Origin of the sequence: Actinocorallia libanotica (assembly GCF_039525175.1) — a bacterium.
GTDB lineage: Bacteria > Actinomycetota > Actinomycetes > Streptosporangiales > Streptosporangiaceae > Actinocorallia > Actinocorallia libanotica.
Window position 1 is genome coordinate 15,299 of sequence record NZ_BAAAHH010000034.1, and the last position, 24,796, is coordinate 40,094.

The following is a 24,796-nucleotide window of genomic DNA, read 5'->3' on the forward strand; positions in this document are numbered from 1 at the left end:
CGGACGCCGCCGGGCGGCCGCGGGTTCAGCCGCCGGCGGCGCGGATCCGAAAAGCCGTGCCCTCCGGACCGCACAGGCGGAGGGAGGACAGGCCCCGGTCCTCGAACCGGACGAACGAGCCTCCGCCGTGTTCACGCGCGCGGTCGGCGAGACCGGCCAGGTCGTCGGAGACGAGGGCGAGCTCCCACTGCGGGGTGAGCGGGTCGGTGCCCTGCCGCGGGACGAAATCCGCGGAGGCGAGGGCGGCGCCCAGGACCTCGCGGTAGAAGCGCTCGGCCCGCCGGGGATCGGCGCAGGCGAGGACCATGCGGTGCGGGCCGTGGACGGGCGGAGCGGCCGGGAGGTCCCAGCCGCGGAAACCGCAGGGCTGCCACAGGGAGAAGGCGGCGCCGAACGGGTCGACGAGCGTGGCGATACGGCCCTGGTCACCGGCGTCGGAGGGGGCGAGCACGAGCCGCGCGCCGTCGGCCTCCGCCGCCGCGGCGCGCCGGTCGACATCGTCGACCGCCAGGTAGTAGGCGACGTGGGCGGGGATTCCCGGCGGGTAGAGGGGGCCGGCGAGGTCGCTCACGGAGCCGATCTGGAGGCCACCCGCCGTGACCTTGACCGCGCGGCGCCAATCGGTCTCGTCCACCGCGAAGCGCCAGCCCAGTGCCGCGGAGAAGAACGCGGCGGTGGTGGCGACATCGCGGACCTTCAGGTCCATCCAGCAGAACTCGTTCATCGCGCCGGATCCCACGGGCATGATCCCTCTCCTCGTTCGCCGATCGATCATGCTCTCGGCGCCCGGCCGGTGCCGCAACACGTTTTGGCGGGGGCTTCCCGTCGGCGGTGGCGGGTACGTTCGCTCTCGGCTGCGGGCCTCTTCGGCCCGGCGGCGGAGCGAAGGGGGATCTCGTGGCCTTGTCGCGGGAAGAGCGTGAAGGGTTCCTGGCCGAGCCGCATGTGGCGGCGCTGTCCGTGGACGCGGGGGAAGGCGGCGGGCGGGGTCCGCTCTCGGTGCCGGTCTGGTACCAGTACGCGCCGGGGGGCGACGTCTGGATCATGACGGGGCGGGATTCGCGGAAGGCGCGGCTGATCGAGAAGGCGGGGCGGTTCTCGCTGCTGGTCGACCGGCTCGAACCCACGATCCGGTACGTCTCCGTCGAGGGGACGGTGGAGGAGGTCGTCCCGGCGACCCGCGAGCGGCTGACGGAGCTGGCCGCCCGCTATCTCCCCGCCGAGAAGGTCGCCTCCTATGTGGAGTTCGCCTGGAAGGACCACGGGCCCCAGGTGGTGATCCGCATGCGGCCGCGGCGCTGGGTGGGCGCGGACATCGGCTCGGTCTGACCCCGGGACCGCCGCGGCCGGGGCCGCCCGAAGGCGGGCGGCCCCGCGGGCGGGTCAGGCGGCGAGGAGGGCGTCCATCTGGCCGACGGACAGGCGGATGCCTTCGGCCATGCCCATCTCGACCAGTTTCGCCATCTGCTCGTGCGTCTCGAAGACCGAGTGCATCTCCATGCGGGTGCCGCCGTCGTGCTCGGTGAGCCGGACGCGCATGGTGGTGGTGGGCAGGCTCTCGTCGGGCTCGCCGTGCTCGTCGGCGAAGCCGTCGACGAGTTCGAGGGAGGCGGGCGGGTCGACGGAGATGACCCGCCACCAGCCGTGGTGGCGGTCGCCCTCGGGGCCGGTCATGAAGTAGGCGACCTCGCCGCCGGGGGTGAGGTCGTACGCCTCCACGGTGGCCGGGTAGGTCGGCGGGCCCCACCAGCGCTCCAGCCGCCGCGGGTCGGACCACAGCCGCCAGACGCGCTCGACGGGCGCGTCGAAGTCGGCGATCAGGGTGAAGGTCAGGTTGTCGAAGTCCTTGTCGATGCTGGTGACGCTCATCCGTCCCGTCCTCTCGTGTCGTTCTCGTGCGGTTCCTCGGCGAGCAGCGCGGACATGCGGTCCACCCGGCCGCGCCAGAGCTCCTCCAGCCGGTCGAGCGCCTCCCGCGCGCGGCGGACGGCCTCCCGGTCGGCGCGGACGAGCTGCTCCCGGCCCCGGCGCTCCTTGCCGACCAGACCGGCCCGCTCCAGCACCGCGACGTGCTTCTGCACCGCCGCGAAGCTCATCGGATAGGCCTCGGCCAGCTGCGACACCGAGAGCTCGCCCGCCACGGAGCGGCGCAGGATGTCGCGGCGGGTGGCGTCGGCCAGCGCGTGGAACAGCCGGTCCACCGCCTCTTCTTCCACCATACGTACAACCATTTGGTTGTACGTTACCCCGTGCGGCTCCGCCGACACAACAGATCCCAAAAAAACCGCTCACCAGGCCCGGCCCGCCCGCTCGGGGAAACGGGACCGGCCCGTCAGGGGCGGGGCCAGGGGCGGCCCGCGAGACGTTCGATGTCGGTGTTGAAACGCTTCAGGAAGGCGGCGAAGGCGGCGACGTCCTCGGGCGACCAGTCGGCCATGACGCGGTCCACGCCGTCGATGTTGCGCCGCCGCTCCCGGTCGAGGCGGCGCTCGCCCTCCTCGGTGATGCGGAACTTGCGGGCGAGGCCGGCCTCGGGGTCGGCGATGCGCTCGACCAGGCCGTGGCGGAGCATCGCGGAGGTCTGCCGGTTGAGCGTGGAGGGGTCGAGGCCGAAGGCCTCGCTGAGCTGGCCGATGGACATCGGCCCCGCCATGCGGATCCGGCTGAGCAGGATGTAGGCGCTGCGGTCCAGGCGGTCGCCGTCGTCCAGGAGCCGGGGTGCGGTCAGCTGCTGGTGGCGGCCGAGCAGCATGGTCTCGTACTCGATGAGGTGGGTGGGCTTGTCCATGGGCGTCACCAGGTGTCGATGAAGGAGCGGCGGCCCCTGCGAGGCGGCCGGTCCTTGAGGGAGGCGAGGATCCAGCGGCGGGTCTCGGCGGGGTCGATGACGTCGTCCAGCTCGAAGGCCGAGGCGGCGTTGAGCGCCTTGCCGTGCTCGTAGGCCGCGGCGACCATCTCCTCGAACAGGGCCTCCGGATCGGGCGCCGCGGCGAGCTCCTTGCGGAAGCCCAGGCGGACGGCGCCCTCCAGCCCCATGCCGCCGATCTCGCCGGTGGGCCAGGCCAGGGTGGCGGCGGGGGCGCGGAAGCTGCCCCCGGCCATCGCCTGGGCGCCCAGCCCGTACGCCTTGCGCAGCACGACCGCGACCAGCGGGACGGTCAGGTTGGCGCCCGCGACGAACAGGCGGCTGAAGTGCCGGACGGTCGCGGTGCCCTCGGCCTCGGGCCCGACCATGAACCCCGGCGTGTCGCACAGGGAGACGACCGGCAGGCCGTGGGCGTCGCAGAGCTGGAGGAACCGGGCGGCCTTGTCGGCGCCGTCGCGGTCGATCGCCCCGCCCAGGTGCGTCGTGTCGTTGGCCAGGAGCCCCAGCGGCACGCCCTCGACGCGGATCAGCGCGGTGCGGATGCCGGGGGCGAAGCCGCGCCGCAGCTCCAGCACGGAGCCGTCGTCGGCGAGGGTCCCGATGACCTGCCCGACGTCGTATGGCGTCTTGCGGTTCTGGGGAACCAGGTGCCGCAGGAGGCGCTGGTCGGGCGCCGTCCACGTCTCGGCGGGGCCGGCGAAGTACGACAAGTAGCGGCGTGCCGCCGCGACGGCCGCCGCCTCGTCCTCGGCCACGACGTCCACGACGCCGTTGGCCGTCTGGACGTCGATGGGGCCGATCTCCTCGGGCCGGTAGGTCCCCAGCCCGCCGCCCTCGACCATCGCGGGGCCGCCCATGCCGATGTTGGCGTCGGGCGTGGCGATGATGACGTCGCAGCAGCCCAGGAGCGCGGCGTTCCCGGCGAAGCAGCGCCCGGAGGCGATCCCGACGAGCGGCACCCTCCCGCTGAGCCGCCCCATCGCCCAGAAGCTCGTGACGTCCAGGCCGGAGACCGTGGTGGTGTCGGTGTCGCCGGGCCGTCCGCCGCCGCCCTCGGCGAAGAGCACCAGGGGGATCTCGCGCTCCCCCGCGAGCTCCAGCATCCGGTCGGTCTTGCGGTGGTTGAGGTGGCCCTGGGTGCCCGCCAGCACCGTGTAGTCGTAGGACATGACGACGGCGGCCCGCCCGTCGATCTCGCCGACGCCGCACACGAGCCCGTCCGCCGGGGTGCGCTCGATGAGCTCCTCCACCGGGCGCCGCCTGCGCTGCGCCGCGATCGCCAGCGCCCCGTACTCGGCGAACGTGCCCTCGTCGCACAGGTCGGCGATGTTCTCCCGCGCCGTGCGGCGGCCCTGCTCGTGGCGGCGCCGCACCGCCTCGGGCCGCCCGGCGTCCAGCCCGGCGGCATGCCGCGCCACGACGGCGGCCAGGTCCGGCCGGATCTCCTCCAGGTCCACGGCCGCCTCCGCCGCGTCGGCGGCCCCCGTCACCGCGCCCTCCCGCACCCGGACGAGCGGCGCGTCGCGCCGCACCGTCCGGCCCGCGCGGACCAGCACCTCCTCGACGACCCCGTCGTGCCCGGCCCGCACGACGTGCTCCATCTTCATCGCCTCGAGCACCACCAGCGGCGCCCCGGCCCGCACCTCCTGGCCCGCCACCACCTCGACGCCCACCACCGTCCCCGCCATGGGGGCACCCACGAAGCCCGTCACGCCCCCCGACTTTACGGACAACCCCCGTACAACGGCTAGGGCGCCGCACCGCCGGCGCTCCCGCCCGGAGGGCCGGGGCGCCGCGGCGCTCAGGCCTCCGCCTCGCTCGCGCACGGCCCTGGCCGGGCGGACGGGCGGGGCGCCGCGGGGGAAGGGCGGGATCAGAGGGCGGCGACGGCCTCGGGGATGGGGACGGAGCCGCCGTGGAGTTCGAGGGTGCGGTGGACGCCGGCGCCGGTGCGCAGGAGTTCGGCTATGACGGAGGCGACGTCCTCGCGGGGGATGTCGCCGCGTTCGGCCGGGGGGTCGGTGAGGCGGACGAGGTGGGTGCCCTGGCCGTCGATGAGGCGGCCGGGGCGCAGGATCGTCCAGTCCAGGTCGCGGACGCGCAGGTCCTCCTCGGCCACGCGCTTGGCGGTGACGTAGGCGGCCCAGGTCTCGTCGGTGCCGGGCGGGACGGGCTGGTCCACGCCGGTGGCCGAGATCTGGACGAAGCGGCGGACGCCCGCCTCCTGGGCGGCCTCGGCGCTGAGGATCGCGCCGTTCTGGTCGACGGTGGCCTTGCGCGCCGTGCCGCTGCCCGGGCCGGCCCCGGCGGCGAAGACGACGGCGTCGGCGCCCTGGAGCAGGATCGCCAGCTCCGCCATGGGGTCCTCTTCGAGGTCGAAGAGCGCGCCCTCCTGGCCGGTGGCCTCCACGTCGGGGATCTGCTCCCGGTGGCGGACCACTCCCACGGCCGTCCCGTCCGGCCACTGCCGCAGCAGCCGCAACGCGATCTGACCGTGCCCACCCACGACGACGATACGCATGAACCGATCCTCACACAGTTCCCGTGACCTCCCGGACCGCCCTGGGGACGGCCGCCGGGCTTCTCCCCGCATGGCTCCCATCCCCGGCGGCCGCCGGTCGAATCCCCGGCCGCCGCCGCGGCGCGGCCGTGACGCCGCCGCGGCGCCGCCGCCACGGCACCGTCATGGCGCCGCCCCGCCGCACCGTCACGGCGCCGACCAGCGGCGGGGGCCCTGGCCGCTCTCGCCCAGGATGTCGGCGGGGTTCTGGAGGGTGCACCGGTCCAGGCTGAGGCAGCCGCAGCCGATGCAGTCGGTGAGCTCGTCGCGCAGCTGCTGGAGCGCGGCGATGCGGGCGTCGAGCTCGGCGTGCCAGCGCTGGGACAGCCGCGCCCAGTCGCGCCGGGTGGGGGTGCGGCCGGACGGCAGGGAGTCCAGCGCGGCGCGGATGTCGCGGAGGGGGACGCCCACCCGCTGGGAGACCCGGATGAAGGCGAGGCGGCGCAGGATGTCGCGGCGGTAGCGGCGCTGGTTGCCCGGCGTGCGCTCCGACCGGATGAGCCGCTCGCGTTCGTAGAAGTGCAGGGCGGAGACGCTCACTCCGCTGCGCCGCGCCACCTCCCCCACGGGGAGCAGCCGGCCGGCGTCGAGGGATTCGCGCATGGGGGGTTCCGTCCAGAAAATACGCTTGACCTGAACAATGGTTGAGGTTCTACGGTCATATCATGATCTCGACGAAACCACCGGACGCGCCGGAGAAGCCCGGCTCAGGGGTGCTGAGCGGCGCGTTCCTGCTCACCACGATCGGCTCGTGCGCGCTGGTCTTCCTCGCCGCGTTCGAGAGCGTCGCGGTGACCGCCGTGATGCCCGCGGTCAGCAGGGCCCTGGACGGCGCGCACCTGTACGCCGCCGCCTTCGCCGGGCCGCTCGCGACGGGCGTCATCGGCATGGTCGTGAGCGGGATGTGGGCCGACCGCCGGGGGCCGGTCGCGCCGCTCTACGCCTCCGTCTCGCTGTTCTCCGCCGGGCTGGTGGTGTGCGGGCTCGCCCCGTCCATGGAGGTCCTCGTCGCCGGGCGGCTCCTGCAGGGCCTGGGCGGCGGCGCCCTCACGGTCGCGCTCTACGTGGTGGTGGCCCGGGTCTACCCCGAGGAGCTGCATCCGAAGATCTTCGCCTGGTTCGCCGCGGCCTGGGTGGTGCCCGCGCTCGTCGGGCCGGCCGCCGCCGGAGCGGTCACCGACCTGCTGAGCTGGCACTGGGTGTTCCTCGGCGTGGTCGTCCTGGTCGCCCTGGCGATGCTCATGGTGGTCCCCTCGCTCGGCCGCCTCGGCCCCGGCGGTCCCGAGGACGCCGAAGCCGCCGAAGGCGACGCCGGGCACGGGCCCCGCCTGCTGATGTGGGCGACGCTGGCCGCGCTCGCCGTCCTGGCCCTGAACCTGGTGGACGGGGTGCCCCGGGTGGGCGGCGTGCTGGTGGTCGCCGCGGTGGCCGTCACGCTGCTCGCGGTGCGCCCGCTGCTGCCCGCCGGGACCCTGACGGCACGGCACGGCCTGCCCGGCGTCATCCTGATGCGCGGGATGGGCGCCGCCGCGTTCTTCGGCGCCGACGTCTACCTGCCGTACCTCTTCACCGAGCGGTACGGCTTCTCCCCCACGCTCGCCGGGCTCACCCTGACCCTCGGAGCGCTGGCCTGGTCGGGCGCCTCGGCGGTGCAGGGACGCCTCGGCGAGCGCCTGCCGCACGCCCTGGCCGTCCGGATCGGCATGGCCCTGGTCGCCGCCGGAATCCTCCCGGCCCTGCTGACCGCCCTGCTGGACCTGCACCCCGCCGTCCCCGTGGTCGGTTGGCTGGCCGGCGGCGCGGGAATGGGCCTGATGTACCCGCGGCTGAGCACCCTGACCCTCGCCCTGTCGGCTCCGGCCGACCGGGGCTTCAACTCCTCGGCGCTGTCGATCTCCGACTCGATCGGCGGCGCGCTGACCCTGGCGCTCACCGGGATCGTCTTCTCCTCCTTCGCCGCCGGCTCCGCCGACGGGTTCGCCGCCGTCTTCGCCTTCGCCGCCCTCATCGGGCTGGTGGCGGCGCTCCTCGCCCACCGTGTTACCCCGAAGCCAGAGGTGATCGCATGAAAGCCGTCGTCCAGCGCGAGTTCGGCCCCGCCGAGGTGCTCGCCGTCGAGGAGGCCGCGCGCCCCGCGCCCGGACTCGGCCAGGTGCTGGTGAAGGTCGCCGCGGCGGGCGTCCACGCCGTGGACACCGCCATCCGGCAGGGCGACGGCCCGCCGACGCTGCCCAGGGCGAAGCTGCCCATGACCCCCGGACGGGAGATCGCCGGGACCGTCGCGGCCGTCGGCCCGGACGTCGCGGACTCCTGGACCGGCCAGCGGGTCGTCGCCCACGTCGGCGCCCTGAGCGGCGGGTACGCCGAGTACGCGCTCGCCCCGGCCGCCTCCCTGCACGCCCTGCCCGAGGAGGTCTCCTTCCCCGCCGCCGTCGCGGCCGTCGGCACGGGGCGGACGGCGCAGCTGGTCCTGGACGCCGCCCGGATCACCGAGGCCGACATCGTCGTGGTGACGGGCGCGTCCGGCGGGCTCGGCAACCACCTCATGCAGCTGGCGCACGCCCTGGGCGCCCGCGTCGTCGCCCTCTACGGCGGCGAGGCCAAGCGCGAGGCGGTCACCGCCTTCCGGCGCGAGGGCCTGCTCCCCGTCGACACCGCCGACCCGGACTGGGCCGAGCGCATGAAGGCCGCGCTCGAAGGCGCCGCACCGACGGTCGTCCTGGACGGCGTGGGCGGCGACGTCGCCCGCACCGCCCTGGAGTCCCTCGCCCGCGGCGGCCGCCACGTCATCGTCGGCTGGGCGAGCGGCGCCCCCGTCCGGGTGGCGACGCAGGACATCGTGGGGCGCGCGCTCACCGTGGGCAGCGTCCTGGGCGCCCCGCCGGAGGATCTGCGCGAACTGGAGTCACGCGCCCTGGCCGCCGTCGCCCGCGGCGAGGTCGCCCCGCTCGTGGACGAGTACGCCCTCGCGGACGCCCCCGCCGCCCACACCGCGATCGAGACCCGCGCGTCGCGCGGCAAGGTCGTCCTCGTCCCCGCTCACAGATAGGGCTCGATGACGTCGAGCACCAGCTCGCTCGCCCGGTCCGCCAGCTCCTCGGGGGTCAGGGCGAGCGTGCCTCCGAGCCAGTTGACGACCAGCTCCCCGGCGCCGCCGAGCGCGAAGAGCACCGCGACGGTGCACGCCTCCTCGTCGCCGGGCCGCAGCCAGTCGCGGGCGAGCCCGGCGAAGAGGCGGTAGGTGTCCCGGCGCCGCTGCTCCAGCGCCGGGCTTCCGGCCGGCTCGGCCAGCCCGATCCGCGCCCGCCGCGCGTCCGAGGCCATCGCCCGCACGAACACCGCCATGCCCGCGCGGATGCGCTCCCGCGGCGCCGCGGTGGGTGCCACCGCCCGTTCGACGTAGCCGAGCAGGTCGTGCAGCGCCTTGTCGTAGACGGCCAGCAGCAGCTCCTCCACGTCGGCGAAGCTCTCGTAGAAGTAGCGGTCGTTCAGCCCGGCGTGCGCGCACACCCCGCGCATGGTGACCGCCGCCCAGCCGTGGTCGCCCCACAGCTCCAGCCCTGCCGCCAGCAGCCTTCCGCGCCGCTCGGCCCGGCGTTCCTCGGCGGTGCGCCCGCGGTAGGGGCGTGTCGTAGATCCCATCGTGTCCATCTTGACGCCACGGAGCGGCCGACCCGATATTGGTGGCGCCTGCCACCAACTTTAGGAGCACCGTGCAGCCCCTCGGCCCCGACTCCCTGACCTGGCGCTTCTTCGGCGACAACCGGGCGCTGCTCGCCGGCCCCCGCGCCGGGATCCTGCAGCTCATGCTCCCCTCGCTCGGCCAGGGGGTCATGGAGCACTCGGTCTTCTTCAGCGACACCTTCGGCCGCCTCAAGCGCTCGGCGGGCCCCATCCTCAACACCGTCTACGGCGGCTCCGAGGCGGCGCGGACGGGCAAGCGGGTCCGCGACTACCACGTGAACATCAAGGGCGACATGCCCGGCGGGGAGCGCTACCACGCCCTCGACCCCGAGACGTACTTCTGGGCGCACGCCACGTTCCTCGACCACCTGATCTACAGCACCGAGACGTTCATGCGCCCGCTCACCGACGCCGAGAAGCAGCGCATTTACGAAGAGTCCAAGACCTGGTACGCCATGTACGGCGTCAGCGACCGCGCGATGCCCGAGGACTGGCCCGCCTTCCAGGTCTACTGGAAGCGCATGCTCAACGAGCGCCTCTCCGCCCACAAGTCCGCGACCTACAGCGTCGGCTACGCCAAGAAGGGCCTCCCCCGACCCCGCCAGATCCCCGAGGGGGCCTGGAAGGTCCTCAGCCTCCCCCTCAACGCCGTCGCCCGCTTCCTCACCGTCGGCGGCCTCCCCCCGGAGGCCCGCGACGTCCTCGGTCTGCGGTGGTCACGCGCCGACGAACGCCGCTACCAGCGCTTCGCCGAACTCGTCCGCTCCCTCGGCGACCTCTGGTCCGTCCTCCCCGACGTGGTCAAGTACTCCGCCCCCGCCCGCAAGGCCTTCAGACGCGACGGCCGCCCCGCCCCCCTCCCCCGCCCCTGATCACGGAGCGGGCTGCCAGCGGGGGCCGGCGAAGGCCTGGAGGTGGTGTTCGACGGTTTCGGGGGCGGCCTGGAGTTCGTCCAGGTGGCAGAGGGCCAGGTGTCCGGTCCTGGGGTGGAACCAGGGGGAGCGGCCCGGGGTGCCGGTGAGGTGGAGGGGAAGGAGGGGGGCGTCGGCGACGGGGGTGCCGGCGAGGGGGCAGAGGAGGAGGGCCCGGCGGCGGAGCGGGCCGCGGCGGACCACGGTGATCGACTCCACCTGGTTCCAGGTGTAGCCGGCGGAGTGGTGGCCGCGGCGGAAGGCCACGCCGCGGGGGCCGATCTCCAGGGTGTTGCGGGACAGGAGGCCGGTCACGCAGAGGAAGACCAGGTAGGCGCTGCGGGCCAGGCCGGCGGTGCCCGCCAGGAGGAGGAACGGGGCGAGGACCAGGGGGCCGAGGCCGTCGAGGGCCGAGGACAGGACGGCCAGGGCCCCGGCGCACATCACCAGCGTCCACGCCAGGCGGGAGAGCGTCTCGGTGATCAGGCCGCGGGGTTTGACGAGCGCCTCGAAAGGGGGCGGGCCGCCGGGGACGGCGGTCACCGGGAGGTCCTGTCCGGGGGTGGGGAGGGGGTCGGGATCCGGGGCCTGCCCGGGGATCGGCGGGACGGCGGGCGCCTCGGCGGCGGCGGTGAGGGCCTGGTGGATCTGCGGGGGTTCCGGGCGGGACGCGGGGTTCTTGTGCAGCAGGGCCGCCAGCAGGGGCTCCAGCGGGCCGGCGTGCGCCGGGCGGGCCGGGACGCCGTCGAGGATCTTGGCGAGGACCGCGGAGAACGCCGGGGCCTCGAAGGCGTCCCGCCCCTCCAGGGCGTGGTAGAGCGTCGCGCCCAGCGACCACAGGTCCGACGCCGGGGTGCAGGGGCCTCCCCTGGCCTGCTCGGGCGCCAGGTAGGCGGGCGAGCCGAGGAACGCGCCGGTCCCGGTCAGCCGCGCCTCCCCCTGCAGGCCCGAGACGCCGAAGTCGCCGAGCTTCACCCGGTCGCCCGGCAGCACCAGCACGTTCCCCGGCTTCACCTCGCAGTGCACGACGCCCACGCCGTGCGCGGCCGTCAGCACGTCCAGCAGCTGCAGCCCGATCCGCGCCGCCCGGTCGAGCGGCAGCGGCCCCCCGTCGCGGACGAGCTCCTCCAGCGTGGGCGCCTCGACCAGCTCCATGACGACGTAGAGTCCGTCACCGCCCTCCAGGACGTCGTGGATCGCCACCGCGTTCGGGTGGTCGAGCCCGGCCAGCGCCCGCCATTCCAGCGCGAGGCGGGCCAGCCCGTCGGCGACGGTGCCGGCCGGCAGGTCGGCCGGGACCAGCACCCGCTTCACCGCCACCTCGCGGCCGGTCAGCCCGTCCGCCGCCCGCCAGACCACGCCCATCCCGCCCTGCCCCAGCTCCTCGACCAGGGTGAACCGTCCGGCGACGGACTCGTCGATCATGCTGCCCTCTTCACCTCGGGAACCGATGACTCCTTTCTTCCCTGAAGCGCCGCCGCCACCGGAGGCCATCGGACCCGCTCGACCACATCAGGCCAGGCCGCGCGGATCACTCCGTGCCGGAGATGCGGTAGGCGTCCAGGGCCAGCGCGAGCTCCAGCGCCTCGCGGGGCCGGTCCGGGGACCGGCCGGTGAGCGCCTCGATGCGGCGGACGCGGTTGAAGACCGTGTTGCGGTGGCAGTAGAGCGCGGCGGCGGTGCGGGTGGCCGATCCGTCGCAGTCCAGCCATCGGGTCAAAGTGGTCAGCAGCGTCTCGCGCTCGGGCGGGTCGAGGTCGAGGATGGGGCGCAGCACCGCCTCCACCAGGCGTTCGGCCAGGTCCGGCTGGCTGGCGGCCAGGGCGGCGGGCAGCCTGTCGTCCAGGCGGACCGTCTCGGGGCCGCGGCAGGTGCGCAGCGCGACCACCGCGTGGCGGCGCGCCTCGCACAGCTCCAGCAGGCCGTCGGCCACCGGGCTCACCCCCGACCGGTCGGCCAGCAGCGGCTGCACCGCCCCGATCGCCTCCGCCGGGTCGCGGTCGGCGAGTGAGACCACCAGCAGCTCGTGCTCCGGGCGGGTGCGCCACAGCAGGCGCAGCCCCGCCGCCTCCTCGGGGCGGTGCGCGGACCGGGGCCCGGTCCCGTCGGGGCGGGTGGCCACCACCAGGTACCGGCCGAAGGACGGGATCTCCAGCGCCGCCGAGGCGGCGCGCACGACCGCGGTGTCGGCCCTTCCCTCCAGCAGCGCGTCCAGCAGCGACCGCGCCCGTTCGGCGTGCCGGCTGCGCAGCTCGCTCTCCCGGCGGCGGTAGGCGTCGGCGGCGACCACGGCCTGCCGGTCCACCCGCTGCCAGACGCGTTCGGCGCCGTACAGCAGGGCCGTCGCCTCGCCGGGGCGGTCGGCCAGCAGGCCGACCATGGTCTCCCAGGTGATCTGGGTGGCCAGCCGGTAGCCGCGCAGCAGCGCGTCCAGCGGGACCCCCTGCTCGGCGCGCCGGACGGCGGTCTCGGCGGCGACGTCCAGGTCGCGCCGCTCCGGCCGGGGCTGCAGCATCGCGCTGAGCCCCGCGCGGAAGCCGCGTTCGAGATCGCGCCGGTGCTCGTGCTCGGGAAGGCGGCGGTACGCCTCCTCGGTGGAGCGCAGCTCCGCCAGGAGCCTTCCCGCCATCTCCGGCACCCGCTCCAGCAGGCGGACGGCCACCCGCCGCATGACCTCGGAGGTCTCGCCGCCCGGCCGTCCCAGACCCTTCACCGCGCCCAATTCCCGCTCCGCTCCACCCCCGAGCGGTCGTTCTTCCTCCAACGAACGTTATCTGAAGCATGTGCGTTTGCACAGATCTCTTCCCGCACCTCAGCGGCCTGCGTTGTGCATCCGCCCCCGATCGGATCCGGAGTATGGACGCCCGCCCGCCCGGGGGATTTGTGTTTCACCTCACACCCCCGCAGCACGAGGAGCACCATGGCCGCCGACGATCCCCTCCCCCCTGACCGCCCGGCCGGAGGCGGCGGGCTGAGCGTGCGCGACCTGCGCGTCTCCTACGGCCCGGTCCAGGCGCTGCGCGGCGTGTCGCTGGAGGTCCCCGACGGCTCCGTCGCGGCGGTGCTGGGCTCCAACGGGGCGGGAAAGTCGACGCTGCTCCGTGCCGTCTCCGGCACCCTGCGCTTCCACCGCGGCTCGGTCACCGCGGGCTCGGTGGAGCACGCCGGGAGGCCGCTGACCGGGTCGTCCGCGCCCGCCGTGGTGGCGCGCGGCATCACCCAGGTGCCCGAGGGGCGCCGGGTCTTCGGCCGGATGACCGTCGCGGAGAACCTGCGGGCCGGCGCACTGGGCGTCCGGGGCCGCAAGGCCGCCGCGGCCGCCCGCGAGCACGTCCTCGAACTGTTCCCGGTGCTGGCCGAACGCGCCGGGCAGCGCGCGGGCCTGCTGTCGGGCGGCGAGCAGCAGATGCTCGCGATCGGGCGGGCGCTCATGGCCCGGCCCCGGACGCTGCTGCTGGACGAGCCCACGCTCGGGCTCGCCCCGCTCATGGCCGCGCGGATCGCCGAGACCGTCCGGCGGATCAACGCCGAGGGCACCACGGTGCTGCTGGTCGAGCAGAACGCCGCGATGGCGCTCTCCCTGGCCTCCCACGCCTACGTGCTGGAGGTCGGCGAGGTCGTCATGTCCGGTCCCGCCGGCGAGCTGGCCGCCAGCGACGAGGTGCGCCGCCGCTACCTGGGCGAGGGCGACGCGGCGGAACCGGACGCCCGGGAGGCCGCCCCGCGGCCCGTCCTGACGAGGTGGCCGGCATGAAGCCCCCGCCCCCGCTGGAGGTCCGCGACGTCACCGTGCGGTTCGCCGGGCTGGTCGCCCTGGACTCCGTCGGCTTCACCGTCGCCCCCGGCTCCATCCACGCCGTCATCGGCCCCAACGGCGCGGGCAAGTCCACCTGCTTCAACGTGCTGTCGGGCGTCTACCGTGCCGCCTCGGGCAGCGTACGATTCGGCGGCGAGGAGCTGACGGGGCTGCCCACGCACCGGATCGCCGCGCTGGGCGTGGCCCGCACGTTCCAGAACATCGCGCTGTCCCCGCACCTGTCGGTCGCCGACAACCTCATGCTGGGCCGCCACCGGCTGACCCGCACCGGCTTCCTGTCGGCCGGGCTGCGCCTGCCCGCCGCCCGGCGCGAGCGCGCCGCGCACTCCGCGCGGGTCGCCGAGATCGCCGCCTTCGTCGGACTGACCGAGCGGCTGCCCGTCCCGGTCGGCCTGCTGCCCTACGGCGTGCAGAAGCGGGTGGAGCTCGCCCGCGCCCTGTGCATGGAGCCGCGGCTGCTGCTGCTGGACGAGCCGGTCGCCGGCATGAACGGCGGCGAGCGGCGGGAGATGGCCTCCCTCATCTCCGCCGTCCGCGAGGACCTCGGCATCTCGCTGCTGCTGGTCGAGCACGACATGGGCATGGTGATGCGCCTCGCCGACGCCGTCACCGTCCTGGACTTCGGCAGGCGCATCGCCGACGGCGTCCCCGCCGACGTGCAGCGCGACCCCGAGGTCATCCGGGCCTACCTCGGCGCCGCGGCCGAGGAGCCCGCCGAGAACCACGAGGAGCAAGAGTGACCACCTTCGCCGAACTCCTGCTGAACGGCGTCTCGCTGGGGGCGGTGTACGCGCTCATCGCCCTCGGCTTCGTCATCATCTTCAAGGCCAGCGAGGTCGTGAACTTCGCGCACGTCTCGCTGCTGCTGGCCGGCGGGTTCATCATCGCCGAGCTGCACGAGCCGATCGGGTTCTGGCCCGCGGCGGCCGCGGGGGTCGCCGGAGCGGCCCTGGTGGGCTGCCTGGTGGAGTTCCTGGTCATCCGCCGGTCCAAGAACCCCACGCACAGCGTGCTGGCGATCGTCACGATCGGCGTGGACATCGTCATCGCCACCGAGCTCGCCCGGCGGATCGGCACCGACGTGCTGGCCATGGGCGACCCGTGGGGCGACCAGGTGGTGCACCTGGGACCGGTGTCCATCGCCCAGACCCGCCTCGCCGCGCTGGGCGTGGCCTTCGCGCTGATCGCGGTGTTCCTGCTGGCGTTCAAGCACACCGGCTGGGGCGTGGCGATGCGGGCCGCGGCCGAGGACGGCGAGACCGCCGCGCTCATGGGGGTGCGGCTCAGCCGGATCTCGCTGAGCGCCTGGGCCGTGGCGGGGGCGCTCGCCGCCGTCGCCGCGCTGTTCCTCGCGGTCTTCCCCACCCCGGGCCTGGACAAGACGACCGGCCTGGTCGCGCTCAAGGCGTTCCCCGCCGCGATCCTGGGCGGCCTGGACTCCACCACCGGCGCGCTCGTCGGCGGGCTGCTCATCGGCGTCACCGAGGCGCTGGTGAGCGGCTACCAGAACGACCTGAGCTTCCTGGGCCGGGGCATCGGGGACGTCGCGCCCTTCCTGGTGATGCTCCTCGTGCTGCTCCTCCGCCCGGCGGGGCTCTTCGGGACCAGGGAGCTGACCCGTGTCTGAGTTCCCCTGGCCCAAGGCGCTCGGCGCGGCCGCCGCCGCCGTGGCGGTGATCGCGGTGCCCTTCTACCTCGACGCCTTCTGGCTGACGGCCGGGATGTTCGCGATGTCCGCCGCCGTGGGCGCGATCGGCATCAACCTGCTGACCGGCGCGACCGGCCAGCTGTCCATGGGCCACGCGTTCTTCCTGGCGGTCGGCGCGTACGGCTACGTCTACTTCTCGTCCGACTCCGGCGGCCACCTGGGCGGCCTGGGGCTGCCCACGCCGCTGGCGGCCGTGCTGGCGATCGCCCTGGCCGGGCTGGCGGGCGGGGTCTTCAGCCCGATCGCCGGGCGGCTCAAGGGCGCCTACCTGGGCATCGCGACCCTCGCCCTGATCTTCCTCGGCCAGCACGTGCTGTTCAGCGCCGAGCCCGTCACCGGCGGCTACAACGGACGCGCGGTGCCCCCGCTGGAGCTGTTCGGCTTCGCCTTCTCCGACGAGGCCGAGCTGGTCGTCCTCGGCGTCCCCTTCGGCGCCCCCGAACGGCTGTGGTACCTGGGCGCGGCGCTGCTGGCCGCCTCCGCCTGGTTCGCCCGCGGCGTCCTGCGCGACCGGCCCGGCCGCGCCATGAACACCATCCGCGACCACGAGACGGCCGCCGGCGTCATGGGCGTCCCGGTCGCGCGGTACCGGGCGGGCGTGTTCGTCCTGTCCTCCATGTACGGCGGGCTGGCCGGGGTGATGCTGGCCCTGGCCTTCCAGCGGGCGGTGCCCGACTACTTCGGCATGCTGCTGTCCCTCGACTACCTGGCCATGATCGTGATCGGCGGCCTGGGCTCGGTCGGCGGCGCCTTCGTCGGCGCCCTCTTCGTCTCCCTCCTTCCCCAGCTGCTCACCCGCTACAGCGACTCGCTCCCGCTGGTCGCCCAGCCGGGCGAGAGCGGCTACTCCCCCGCGGAGGCGGCACGCGTGCTGTACGGCATCGCGGTCGTCGCCGTCGTCCTGTTCCTTCCGGGGGGCCTGCTCGGCCTGGGCTCCCGGATCCGCGCCCGACTGGCCGCAAGCCCCCCCCATCCCCGTAGAGCAAGGAGTTCCTCATGAACGGGTTCCGACTGAGCGCCGGAGCGATCGGCGTCGCCGCGATGCTGGCGCTGACCGCCTGCGGCAGCGGCAAGAGCGTGGACGGCGGCGACGAGACCGGTGCCGACGGCGTCAAGCACGGCCCGGGCGTGACCGACAAGGCGATCGGCGTCGGCATGATCACCGACCTGACCGGCCCGTACGCGCCGCTGGGCAAGAGCATCTCCCAGGGCGCGCAGCTGTACTTCGAACAGGTCAACAAGGACGGCGGCATCTGCGGCCGCACGGTCGAGCCGCAGGTGCGCGACATGGGCTACGACGCCCAGAAGAGCGTGGGCGCCTACACCGAGCTGGAGCCCAAGGTCGCGGCGTTCGCCCACTTCATCGGCTCGGCGACGGTCGGAGCCGTCCAGGACCGCATCGCCAAAAGCGGGCCGCTGACGCTGGTGCTGGCCTGGTCACCGCAGATGCTGGGCAGCGAGCGGATCCAGATGACCGGCACCACCTACGCCGTCGACGTCATCAACGGCGTCGACTACGCGGTGGAGAAGCACGGCCTGAAGTCCGGCGACAAGATCGGCCACATCTACGTCGAAGGCGACTACGGCGTCGACTCCCTGGCCGGTTCGACGTACGCCGCCCGGCAGCACGGCATGACCGTCGTCGAGCAGAAGGTCAAGGCCACCGACGCCGACATGACCTCGCAGGTGGCGGCGATGAAGTCCGAGGGCGTCAAGGCCATCGTGCTGTCCACCAGCCCCAAGCAGACCGCCTCCGCGGTCGGCGTGGCGGCCGCGCAGGGCCTGAAGGTGCCGTTCCTGGGCAGCAACTCCTCCTTCGCCCCGCAGCTGCTGGACACCCCGGTGGGCCCCGCCCTGACCGCGAACTTCGTGGTCATGCAGGCGGCCAGCCCGCTGAGCGCGGACCTGGAGGCGATGAAGAAGCTGGCCGCCGACTACACGGCGAAATACCCCGACGCCACCTTGGACAACGGCGTGATGGCCGGCTACACCACCGCGGCGATCACCGGTGACGCCCTGAAACTGGCCTGCGGGAAGAAGGACCTCACCCGTGAGGGCATCATCGCCGCGCACCGCTCCCAGAACGCCTGGGACGGCGGCTTCGGCGGCACGATGGACTTCACCGACGTGAACCAGCCCCCGTCCCGCGAGACCCACATCCTCCAGCCCGACAAGGCGTCCGCCGGCGGCCTGAAGATCATTCAGGAGGCCTCCGCCTCGGAGAACGCGCAGAAGTACGAGATCAAGATCGGCTGATCCGCGTCCGGGCGAAGGCCGGACGCCCCGTCTCCGCGGGGCGTCCGGCCTTCGCCCGGTCCTTCTCCGCCCGGCCCCCGGCACGGCGGCCGGTCCCCTCCCCGCCGCGCCCTCTCCGCTCCGGGCCGTGGCCCGCCGGTCAGGGGGGCGTGTCCTCGGGAGCCCAGGCTCGGGAGCGGCGGCGCAGGTCGTCGAGGCGGTTCCAGTGAGCGTCGGTGACCTGGCGTCCGGTTTCAGTGAGGCTGATCCAGGTCTGGGGGCGTTTGCCGGCGAAGTGCTTGGTGATCGCGACGAGGCCGGCGGCCTCCAGTTTGCCCAGGTGGGCGGAGAGGTTGCCCTTGGACAGGCCGGTGAGGCGCTGCAGGAAGAGGAAGTCGGCCTCGTGGCAGGCGGACAGGGCGGTGGTGATGGCCAGCCGGGCCGGTTCGTGGACGAGTTTGTCCAGGCCGGCCAGTTCCTCGAAGGGGGCGGTCACCGGGCGGAGCCCCGGCCGGGGGGAAGGGTGCGGCGCAGCAGGAGGTGGCTCCAGATCGCCAGCAGCGCGGTGCCCGCGCAGAAGGCGAAGATCCAGGTCTCGGTGTCCGACAGCGGATGGGGGCCATCCGGCCCGCCGAGCGGCACCAGGCTCAACACCGCGCCGACGCAGCCCGCGAGCAGCAGGGCGGGGGCCAGCGGGCGCTGGAACCAGGCACCGGCCAGCGCGCCACCGGCGAGGACCAGGCCTTCCGGGCTGACGGGCGTCCCGAGTTCGAGCGCGTGGACGAGCGACACCACGACGAAGAGCCCCACCGACGGCCACAGCAGGAAGGTCTCGTGGGTCCCGCCCGCGTGCGGCCGCACCTGCCCGTACACCCGGCGGTAGTGGACGACCGCGGCGCCCGTCGCCGCCACCGCCACGAAGGCGCCGGCCAGCGGCGCCCACCCGTCGACCCATCCGGCCGCCCAGCCCATCGCCAGGGCGCACCAGAGGATCGCGGGCAGGACCGCCAGCCCCTGCAGGATCTCGAAGTGCGCGGTGACATAACGGATGCGCTTCAGTTTCGCCTGCTCTGTCATGGGCGTCTCCCCTCGGTTCCGATCACGCCTCCAGCCTAATCACCACAAACCAGTTTGTCACGCAAACCGGTCTGTGGTTTTTCCCATCGGCGGGCCGGCACCGGAAACCAGGTGACAGGCCCGGGATCCGCCGATCAGGATGGGCCGGTATGAAGCACTGGCCCTTGTTCGGGCTGCGGCTCCGCACGCCCCGTCTGGAGCTGCGGCTGCCCGGACCGAAGGAACTGGACGAGCTCGCCGACACCGCGCTGGAGGGCGTGCATCCGCCCGACGAGATGCCCTTCGCCGTTCCCTGGACGCACGCGCCCCGCGAGGAGCTCGGCATCCGGACGATCCGGTGGCAGTGGAAGATGCTTGCCGAATGGACGCCCGAGGACTGGCACCTTCCGCTGGTCGCCGTCCACGAAGGACGGGTGATCGGCGTCCAGGAGCTGCACGCGCGTGACTTCGCCGTCCTCCGGGAGGTCTCCTCGGGTTCCTGGATGGGCCTGCGGCACCAGCGCCGGGGTCTGGGCACGGAGATGCGCGCGGCGGTGCTGGAGCTGGCCTTCACCGGCCTGGGCGCGCGGTTCGCCACGACCGGGGCGCACACCGACAACCCCGCCTCCCTCGGCGTCACCCGCAAGCTCGGCTACCGGCCCAACGGGATGACGCGCTCGGTCGTCCTGGGCCGCCCGGTCGAGGAGTCGCGGTTCGTCCTCGACCGGGACGACTGGGCGGCGCACCGCGAGGTCGAGACGGAGATCGAGGGGCTGGAGCCCTGCCTGCGCCACTTCGGCGCCGGCCCCTCCGACGGGGACGAGCGGTTCTCATGATCTCGATGGCCTCTGCTCCATTACAGTGGCTTCACGGTTTTTGTGAAGCTCTGTGACGGGAGTGACCATGGTGCAGGCCCGCCCGCTGCGCGCGAGCGACCCCGTCTCGGTCGGGCCGTACACGCTGCTCGGTGTGCTCGGCGAGGGCGGCCAGGGCACGGTCTACCTCGGTGAGCGCGGCGGCGAGCGGGTCGCCGTCAAACTGCTGCACGCCCGGTTCGCCGAGGACGACGCGGCCCGCGCCCGGTTCGTCCGCGAACTGGAGGTGGCCAAGCAGGTCGCCCGGTTCTGCACCGCCCAGGCCCTCGACGCCGACGTGGCGGGCGACCGCCCCTACATCGTCAGCGAGTTCGTCCCCGGGATCTCCCTGCAGGAGCAGGTGGACGCCGAAGGCCCCCTGACGGAGGGCACGCTGGAGCGGATGGCGATCAACACCCTGAACGCGCTCACCGCCATCCACCAGGCCGGCATCATCCACCGCGACTTCAAACCGCACAACATCCTCATCGGTCCCGACGGGCCCCGCGTCATCGACTTCGGCATCGCGCGGGCGCTGAACACCACCTCCCACAGCCGCAGCTTCGGCACGCCCGCCTACATGTCCCCCGAACAGCTCAACGGGCACCAGCTCACCGCGGCGTCCGACCTGTTCTCCTGGGCCGCCAGCATGGCCTTCGCCGCTACCGGCACCGCGCCTTTCGGCGAGGACGAGATCGGTGCGGTGCTCTACCGCATCGCGCACGCCGAGGCCGACACCGGCGCGCTGCCCGCACCGCTGCGCGAAGTCGTCCGGGCCTGCCTGGCCAAGGACCCTGCGGAGCGGCCGACAGCCACGCAGGCGCAGGCGGTGCTGATGGGCGGTGAAGCGCCTTCCGCCCTCCAGCCGCGGCGCCGGGCCGCGGTCTCCGGCCGGACGGAGGCCGCGACGCTCGCATCGGCCCTGCCCCCGCGGCCGGACGACGACCGGCCTGAGCCCTCCCCGGTCGAGATCGATCCGCCGACGGGCGGTGGCGCGCCGTCCGGCCGACGGTCGACCGCCGCAGTCCTGGTCTCCGCCGTCCTGGCCTTGGCCGTCGGCGTCGTCGGCTGGAAGCTGACCGAGGGCAAGGACGGGACCGGGGAAGAGGTCACCGCTCTCGTTCCGGAGAAGGCGGTGGTCACCGATCCCGGGCCGCCCACGAAGAGCGCCTCCCCCAGACCAGCCAAGAAGGCCGGGCCGCGGTCGACCGTCACCGTCACGGTCACCGCCGGTCCGCCCGGCGGGCAGAGCCCCGGTCCCTCGGCCACGCCGAAGCCGCCCTCGGCCTCCGGCCCGGCGCAGCCCTCCGCCAAACCCGTCGAACGCAATCCCCACAACCCCGCCCTGCTCTGCAACGGCGGCGGAGGCGGGGGCTTCACCCTGAAGAACACCCTCGCCTTCGCCGGCGGCCGGACGCTCCAGTTCGCCAACCGGGCGGGCACCCTCTGCGTCATCACGATGAAGACCGCGGACCTGGACCGCAAGACCGTCGTCTTCGCCCACATCACCCGCCGGTCCGACCGCAGGAACGCCGCCGTGCGCATCCATCACCGGTACTACGCGGGTCCGATCTATCTGACCGGTGAGGACACCTGCGTGCGGTTCGGGGGCGGCGGCCCCTCGGGCAGCAGGAACACCGCGTGGATCGGCTGCGACTGACCCGCCCCGCCGCTCTCGCTCGGCCGTGTGGACCGGATTATCCGGCTCGGCTCCATTACAGTGGCTCCACTGCTTTTGTGAAGTGCTGGGACGGGAGTGAACCATGGTGGAAGCCCGGCCGCTGCGCGCGGGCGACCCCGCGTCGATCGGGTCGTACGCGCTGGTGGGTGTGCTCGGCGAGGGCGGGCAGGGCACGGTGTTCCTCGGCGAGCGCGACGGCGTCCCGGTGGCGGTCAAGCTGCTGCACGCCAGGTTCACCGAGGACGACGAGGCCCGCGCCCGGTTCGTCCGCGAGCTGGAGGTGGCCAAGCAGGTCGCCCGGTTCTGCACCGCCCAGGTCCTCGACGCCGACATGGCGGGCGACCGCCCCTACATCGTCAGCGAGTTCGTCCCCGGCACCTCCCTGCAGGAGCAGGTGGCGGCGGAGGGGCCCCGGACGGGGGGAGCGCTGGAGCGGCTGGCGATCAGCACCCTGAACGCGCTCACCGCCATCCACCAGGCCGGCATCATCCACCGCGACTTCAAGCCGCACAACGTGCTCATCGGCCCGGACGGGCCGCGCGTCATCGACTTCGGCATCGCGCGGGCGCTGAACACCACCTCGCAGAGCCACAGCATCGGCACGCCCGCCTACATGTCGCCGGAGCAGCTGAACGGCCGCCAGCTCACCGCGGCGTCCGACCTGTTCTCCTGGGCCGCCTGCATGGTCTTCGCCGCGACGGGCGTCCCGCCGTTCGGCAACGACGAGGTCGGCGCGGTCCTCTACCGCATCGCGCACGCCGAGGCCGACGTCAGCGCCCTGCCCGAGCCGCTGCGCGAGGTCGTCCGGGCCTGCCTGGCCAAGGACCCTGCGGAGCGGCCGACCGCCGCGCAGGCGCAAGCGGTGCTGATGGGCGGCACGCAGCCCGTCCCGCCGCCGCCCGCGGCGCAGCCTCCGCAGCAGCTCCCGCCGCAGCCCGGCGCCCCCGCGGGAGCGGGCGCGCAGCCCTGGGCCCCGCAACAGCCGCAGCCCCCGCGGCAGCGCGAGCCCTACCCCTTCGAGATCGGCCCGGCGCCGGGCGAGAGCGACGCGCTGTCCGGGCGGCGGCCCACCATCGCCATCGCGGTCTTCCTCGTCATGCTGCTGGCGATCGGCGTCACCGGCTGGGCCTTGACGAAGGACGACGAAGAGCCGAAGAAGGACGACAGGGTCATCGGCCTCGCCCCGGGGAACGTCCAGGAAGCCGGTCCGGAGCAGGAGGCGCCGGCCTCCGCCCGCCCCACCGACGCCGGGCCCCGGCCGGAGAAGACCGTCGTCGTCACGGTCTCCCCCGGCCCGTCCGACGAGAAGAAGCCGCGGCCCGGCTCCTCGGCCTCGGACGGCGCGAAGCCGACGGGCACGCCGCCCGCGGCGTCCCAGACCCCGTCGGCCCCTCCCGAGCCGGGCCCCTCCGCCGGGCGCAACCCCTACGACGCCGTCCAGGTCTGCAACGGCGGCCGGGGCGGCGGCTTCCAGGTGCAGCGCTCCCGCGCCTTCCCCGGCGGCCGGACGTTCCAGCTGTACAACGCGGCGGGGTTCAACTGCGTCGTCACGCTGAAGACCGAGGACCTGGACCGCAAGACCAGCGTCTTCGCCCGCCTCGTCCGCAAGTCCGACCGCAAGAGCGCCGCCGACCGGGGCATGTACCAGTACTACGCGGGCCCGGTCTACCTGGCCGCCGAGGGCACCTGCGTGCGGTTCGCGGGCGGCGGCCCGAAGGGCAGCACCGCCGCCCCGTGGGCCAACTGCCGCTGACCCGCGGCCGGAACCCGGGCGGATCCCCGATCACTTCCGAGTTCATCCGGCGTTCACCTGCGGTCCGTCCGCGAGCGTGAGACAGTGGTCACTGTGAGCGATCCCAGTGACTGGAGTGACCGGCAGCGCGGCGCCGTGCTCGCGTCGTTGCTGACCGATCTGCTGAACACGGTGCCGACCGCCCGGGACTCCTGGACGTGCGACGCCGCCGAGCTCGACCGCAGGCGCCGGGGCGCCGAGGACATCGCCGCCCAGATGGACCGCGTCCTGCGTCCGGCTCCGGCCGTCGCGCGCGTGCCGCCGCCCCGCGGTCCGCTCATCCGGCCCGTCGACGGGCCGTCCTGAAACGCCGAGACCCCCTGCCCGGGGGGACGGGGGGTCTCGGTTCTCACCTCGCGGCGACCATGCGCGCCGGGCGTCCGGGTCAGACCTGGTCGGCCTTCTCCAGCGCGGTGCAGCAGGTGTCGACGATCATGCGGGTCACGACGTACGGGTCCATGTTGGCGTTCGGGCGGCGGTCCTCCAGGTAGCCGCAGCGCTCGATCTCGACCTGCCAGGGCAGGCGGATGGAGGCCCCGCGGTCGGAGACGCCGTAGGAGAACTCGCTCCACGGGGCGGTCTCGTGGGCGCCGGTGAGGCGGTCCTCGACGCCGGCGCCGTAGGCCTTGACGTGCTCCAGGAACTTCTCGCCCAGGGCCTCGCAGGCGGTGATGATCGGGTCGTAGCCCTCGCGCATCGCCTTGGTGGAGAAGTTGGTGTGCGCGCCGGCGCCGTTCCAGTCGCCCTTCATCGGCTTGGGCTCGATGGAGAACTGCACGCCGTACTTCTCGAAGACGCGCAGGGCGATGTAGCGGGCCATCCAGATGTGGTCGGCGGCCTCCTCCGGACCGGCCGGGCCGATCTGGAACTCCCACTGGCCGGGCATGACCTCGGCGTTGATACCGGAGACCTTCAGGCCGGCGGTCAGGCAGGCGTCCAGGTGCTCCTCGACCATCTCGCGGCCGAAGACGTGGTCGGCGCCCGCGGCGCAGTAGTACGGGCCCTGCGGGGCGGGGAAGCCGTTCTCGGGGAAGCCCAGCGGACGGCCGTCCTTGATGAGGGTGTACTCCTGCTCGATGCCGAACCAGGACTCCTGCGCGGCGAACTGCTCGGCGACCGGGGAGAGCAGCGCGCGGGTGTTGCTCTCGTGGGGGGTGCCGTCGACGTTCAGCACCTCGCACAGCACCAGAACGTCCTTGGCCGGGTCGCGCAGCGGGTCCGGGCAGGTGAAGACCGGCTTGAGCTGGCAGTCCGAGGAACCGCCCTTGGCCTGGTTGGTGCTGGAGCCGTCGAAGCCCCAGACCGGCAGCTCGGCCCCGTCGGCAAGGATGCGCGTCTTCGACCGCAGCTGGGCGGTGGGCTCGGTGCCGTCGATCCAGATGTACTCAGCCTTGAAGCTCATGGGAATCCTTGCGTGGTGTGCGAGGGAGGTGAAGCCGGGTTTTGCCTGCACCCGAGATTCTGCTGAGCCGCGATTTCGCGTCCATTGCCCTTGTGTAAACCCGGTGTTAACTCGCCCCCGCTCCCCCGCGCTGTGCTGCACGCCACACCGTTTGGTATAGACCACGCCCGGCGCCACCCCGGGTCCCCCTCGGCTGAACCGGATTCTAGGATGCCTTGCACACGTACGCG

Annotated in this window: 26 protein-coding genes; 13 read left to right on the forward strand and 13 right to left on the reverse strand. The window is 73.8% G+C overall.

Annotated features, from left to right (window positions below):
- Positions 1-25 precede the first annotated feature (25 nt).
- Entirely contained in the window at positions 26-745 is a 720-nt protein-coding gene (locus tag ABD140_RS31060) for a VOC family protein (RefSeq protein WP_344244834.1), read from the reverse strand.
- Between the two features lie 152 nt (positions 746-897).
- Here ABD140_RS31060 and ABD140_RS31065 point away from each other — a divergent pair, with 152 nt between their 5' ends.
- A complete protein-coding gene (locus ABD140_RS31065) occupies positions 898-1,329 on the forward strand; it encodes a pyridoxamine 5'-phosphate oxidase family protein (protein ID WP_344244836.1) in 432 nt (143 codons plus the stop codon).
- Positions 1,330-1,383: 54 nt separating this feature from the next.
- Here the strand turns inward: ABD140_RS31065 and ABD140_RS31070 are convergent, their stop codons facing one another.
- From ABD140_RS31070 to soxR, 6 genes are all read right to left on the reverse strand, one after another.
- On the reverse strand, positions 1,384-1,869 hold the full coding sequence (locus tag ABD140_RS31070) for an SRPBCC family protein (protein WP_344244838.1): 486 nt from the start codon (positions 1,867-1,869) through the stop codon (positions 1,384-1,386).
- Positions 1,866-2,219, reverse strand: coding sequence for an ArsR/SmtB family transcription factor (locus tag ABD140_RS31075; RefSeq protein WP_344244840.1), 354 nt, complete (start codon positions 2,217-2,219; stop codon positions 1,866-1,868). Before ABD140_RS31075 ends, ABD140_RS31070 begins: the two co-directional genes overlap by 4 nt.
- 113 nt (positions 2,220-2,332) lie before the next feature.
- Positions 2,333-2,788, reverse strand: a complete 456-nt coding sequence (locus ABD140_RS31080; RefSeq protein ID WP_344244842.1) for a MarR family winged helix-turn-helix transcriptional regulator — start codon at positions 2,786-2,788, stop codon at positions 2,333-2,335.
- A gap of 5 nt (positions 2,789-2,793) precedes the next feature.
- On the reverse strand, positions 2,794-4,578 hold the full coding sequence (locus ABD140_RS31085) for a carboxyl transferase domain-containing protein (RefSeq protein ID WP_344244844.1): 1,785 nt from the start codon (positions 4,576-4,578) through the stop codon (positions 2,794-2,796).
- 161 nt (positions 4,579-4,739) lie between these two features.
- Complete coding sequence (locus tag ABD140_RS31090) at positions 4,740-5,387, reverse strand: SDR family oxidoreductase (RefSeq protein WP_344244846.1); 648 nt, start codon at positions 5,385-5,387, stop codon at positions 4,740-4,742.
- A 186-nt stretch (positions 5,388-5,573) separates the two neighbouring features.
- Positions 5,574-6,029 (reverse strand): redox-sensitive transcriptional activator SoxR, encoded by a 456-nt coding sequence (soxR, locus tag ABD140_RS31095; protein ID WP_344244848.1) that lies wholly within the window; start codon positions 6,027-6,029, stop codon positions 5,574-5,576.
- Between the two features lie 62 nt (positions 6,030-6,091).
- Here soxR and ABD140_RS31100 point away from each other — a divergent pair, with 62 nt between their 5' ends.
- Positions 6,092-7,495, forward strand: coding sequence for an MFS transporter (locus tag ABD140_RS31100; RefSeq protein ID WP_344244850.1), 1,404 nt, complete (start codon positions 6,092-6,094; stop codon positions 7,493-7,495).
- A complete protein-coding gene (locus ABD140_RS31105; RefSeq protein ID WP_344244852.1) occupies positions 7,492-8,475 on the forward strand; it encodes an alcohol dehydrogenase catalytic domain-containing protein in 984 nt (327 codons plus the stop codon). The genes ABD140_RS31100 and ABD140_RS31105 overlap by 4 nt, the downstream gene beginning before the upstream one ends.
- Here the strand turns inward: ABD140_RS31105 and ABD140_RS31110 are convergent.
- Positions 8,466-9,068 carry a TetR/AcrR family transcriptional regulator gene (locus ABD140_RS31110; protein WP_344244854.1) on the reverse strand — a complete coding sequence of 201 codons (603 nt, stop codon included), beginning with the start codon at positions 9,066-9,068 and terminating at the stop codon, positions 8,466-8,468. The genes ABD140_RS31105 and ABD140_RS31110 overlap by 10 nt on opposite strands.
- A gap of 71 nt (positions 9,069-9,139) precedes the next feature.
- On the opposite strand from ABD140_RS31110, the gene ABD140_RS31115 reads away from it, so the two are divergent.
- On the forward strand, positions 9,140-9,982 hold the full coding sequence (locus ABD140_RS31115) for an oxygenase MpaB family protein (RefSeq protein ID WP_344244856.1): 843 nt from the start codon (positions 9,140-9,142) through the stop codon (positions 9,980-9,982).
- Here ABD140_RS31115 and ABD140_RS31120 read toward each other — a convergent pair whose 3' ends face one another.
- Together ABD140_RS31120 and ABD140_RS31125 are read right to left on the reverse strand one after the other, a co-directional pair.
- A complete protein-coding gene (locus tag ABD140_RS31120) occupies positions 9,983-11,446 on the reverse strand; it encodes a protein kinase domain-containing protein (RefSeq protein WP_344244858.1) in 1,464 nt (487 codons plus the stop codon).
- Between the two features lie 106 nt (positions 11,447-11,552).
- Complete coding sequence (locus ABD140_RS31125; RefSeq protein WP_344244860.1) at positions 11,553-12,734, reverse strand: PucR family transcriptional regulator; 1,182 nt, start codon at positions 12,732-12,734, stop codon at positions 11,553-11,555.
- Positions 12,735-12,941: 207 nt separating this feature from the next.
- Here ABD140_RS31125 and ABD140_RS31130 point away from each other — a divergent pair, with 207 nt between their 5' ends.
- Genes ABD140_RS31130 through ABD140_RS31150 form a run of 5 tightly spaced genes read left to right on the forward strand, consistent with a single transcriptional unit; the run spans position 12,942 to position 17,802 of the window.
- Positions 12,942-13,775, forward strand: a complete 834-nt coding sequence (locus ABD140_RS31130) for an ABC transporter ATP-binding protein (RefSeq protein WP_344244862.1) — start codon at positions 12,942-12,944, stop codon at positions 13,773-13,775.
- A complete protein-coding gene (locus tag ABD140_RS31135) occupies positions 13,772-14,578 on the forward strand; it encodes an ABC transporter ATP-binding protein (protein ID WP_344244864.1) in 807 nt (268 codons plus the stop codon). Before ABD140_RS31130 ends, ABD140_RS31135 begins: the two co-directional genes overlap by 4 nt.
- Positions 14,575-15,465 carry a branched-chain amino acid ABC transporter permease gene (locus ABD140_RS31140; RefSeq protein ID WP_344244866.1) on the forward strand — a complete coding sequence of 297 codons (891 nt, stop codon included), beginning with the start codon at positions 14,575-14,577 and terminating at the stop codon, positions 15,463-15,465. Before ABD140_RS31135 ends, ABD140_RS31140 begins: the two co-directional genes overlap by 4 nt.
- Entirely contained in the window at positions 15,458-16,546 is a 1,089-nt protein-coding gene (locus ABD140_RS31145; protein WP_344244868.1) for a branched-chain amino acid ABC transporter permease, read from the forward strand. Before ABD140_RS31140 ends, ABD140_RS31145 begins: the two co-directional genes overlap by 8 nt.
- Positions 16,543-17,802: an ABC transporter substrate-binding protein gene (locus ABD140_RS31150; protein WP_344244870.1), complete on the forward strand. Its 1,260-nt coding sequence runs from the start codon at positions 16,543-16,545 to the stop codon at positions 17,800-17,802. The genes ABD140_RS31145 and ABD140_RS31150 overlap by 4 nt, the downstream gene beginning before the upstream one ends.
- 139 nt (positions 17,803-17,941) lie before the next feature.
- On the opposite strand, the gene ABD140_RS31155 is transcribed toward ABD140_RS31150, so the two are convergent.
- A complete protein-coding gene (locus tag ABD140_RS31155; RefSeq protein ID WP_344244872.1) occupies positions 17,942-18,277 on the reverse strand; it encodes a transcriptional regulator in 336 nt (111 codons plus the stop codon).
- Positions 18,274-18,858: a hypothetical protein gene (locus ABD140_RS31160; protein WP_344244874.1), complete on the reverse strand. Its 585-nt coding sequence runs from the start codon at positions 18,856-18,858 to the stop codon at positions 18,274-18,276. Before ABD140_RS31160 ends, ABD140_RS31155 begins: the two co-directional genes overlap by 4 nt.
- Positions 18,859-19,007: 149 nt before the next feature.
- On the opposite strand from ABD140_RS31160, the gene ABD140_RS31165 reads away from it, so the two are divergent.
- From ABD140_RS31165 to ABD140_RS31180, 4 genes are all read left to right on the forward strand, one after another.
- Positions 19,008-19,673, forward strand: coding sequence for a GNAT family N-acetyltransferase (locus ABD140_RS31165; protein WP_344244876.1), 666 nt, complete (start codon positions 19,008-19,010; stop codon positions 19,671-19,673).
- A gap of 67 nt (positions 19,674-19,740) precedes the next feature.
- Positions 19,741-21,351, forward strand: coding sequence for a serine/threonine-protein kinase (locus ABD140_RS31170; RefSeq protein WP_344244878.1), 1,611 nt, complete (start codon positions 19,741-19,743; stop codon positions 21,349-21,351).
- Positions 21,352-21,454: 103 nt separating this feature from the next.
- The gene (locus ABD140_RS31175; protein WP_344244880.1) at positions 21,455-23,125 is read left to right on the forward strand and encodes a serine/threonine-protein kinase; all 1,671 of its coding nucleotides are present in this window, start codon (positions 21,455-21,457) and stop codon (positions 23,123-23,125) included.
- A 93-nt stretch (positions 23,126-23,218) separates the two neighbouring features.
- Positions 23,219-23,470: a hypothetical protein gene (locus ABD140_RS31180; protein WP_344244882.1), complete on the forward strand. Its 252-nt coding sequence runs from the start codon at positions 23,219-23,221 to the stop codon at positions 23,468-23,470.
- A 79-nt stretch (positions 23,471-23,549) separates the two neighbouring features.
- Here ABD140_RS31180 and glnII read toward each other — a convergent pair whose 3' ends face one another.
- The gene (glnII, locus tag ABD140_RS31185) at positions 23,550-24,566 is read right to left on the reverse strand and encodes a glutamine synthetase GlnII (protein ID WP_344244884.1); all 1,017 of its coding nucleotides are present in this window, start codon (positions 24,564-24,566) and stop codon (positions 23,550-23,552) included.
- Positions 24,567-24,796: the final 230 nt, after the last annotated feature.